The sequence below is a fragment of the Streptomyces scopuliridis RB72 genome (assembly GCF_000718095.1).
Lineage (GTDB): Bacteria > Actinomycetota > Actinomycetes > Streptomycetales > Streptomycetaceae > Streptomyces > Streptomyces scopuliridis.
The window spans coordinates 1-620 of record NZ_JOEI01000080.1; the positions used below are offsets into that span (position 1 = coordinate 1).

At 67.6% G+C, this 620-nt stretch carries 1 protein-coding gene; it reads right to left on the reverse strand.

The window, feature by feature from the left end; all coding sequences use genetic code 11:
* The coding region (locus IF11_RS37460) for an acyltransferase domain-containing protein (protein ID WP_037729488.1) at positions 1–620 on the reverse strand (620 nt) is incomplete at both ends.

The following is a 620-nucleotide window of genomic DNA, read 5'->3' on the forward strand; positions in this document are numbered from 1 at the left end:
TCCAGCATCGGCTGCATGAGGGGCGAGTGGAAGGCGTGCGAGACACGCAGACGCGTGGTCTTACGCCCCTGCTCCGCCAACCGCGCGGCCACCGACAGGACGGCGTCTTCGTCACCGGAGACGACAACCGACGACGGACCGTTGATCGCGGCGATCGACACCTCGCCGGAGAGCAGCGGAAGAACCTCATCCTCCGTCGCCTGCACCGCCATCATCGAACCACCCACCGGCAACGCCTGCATCAACGACGCCCGCGCCACGACCAGCTTGCAGGCATCCTCCAACGAGAACACCCCCGCCACATGCGCGGCAGCGATCTCACCGATCGAGTGCCCGGCGACGAAGTCCGGCTTCACACCCCACGATTCGACCAACCGGAACAGCGCCACCTCCACCGCGAACAACGCCGGCTGGGTGAACCCCGTCTCGTTCAGCAGCTCCGCGTCGTCACCCCAGATGACCTCACGCAGCGACCGGCCCAACTTGCCTTCCAACGAGGCGAGTACGGAGCCCAGCGCGTCCGCGAACACCGGGAACCGGCCGTACAACTCCCGGCCCATCCCCAGCCGCTGCGAACCCTGACCCGAGAACAGCACCGCCGTCTTCCCACCGACGACCGC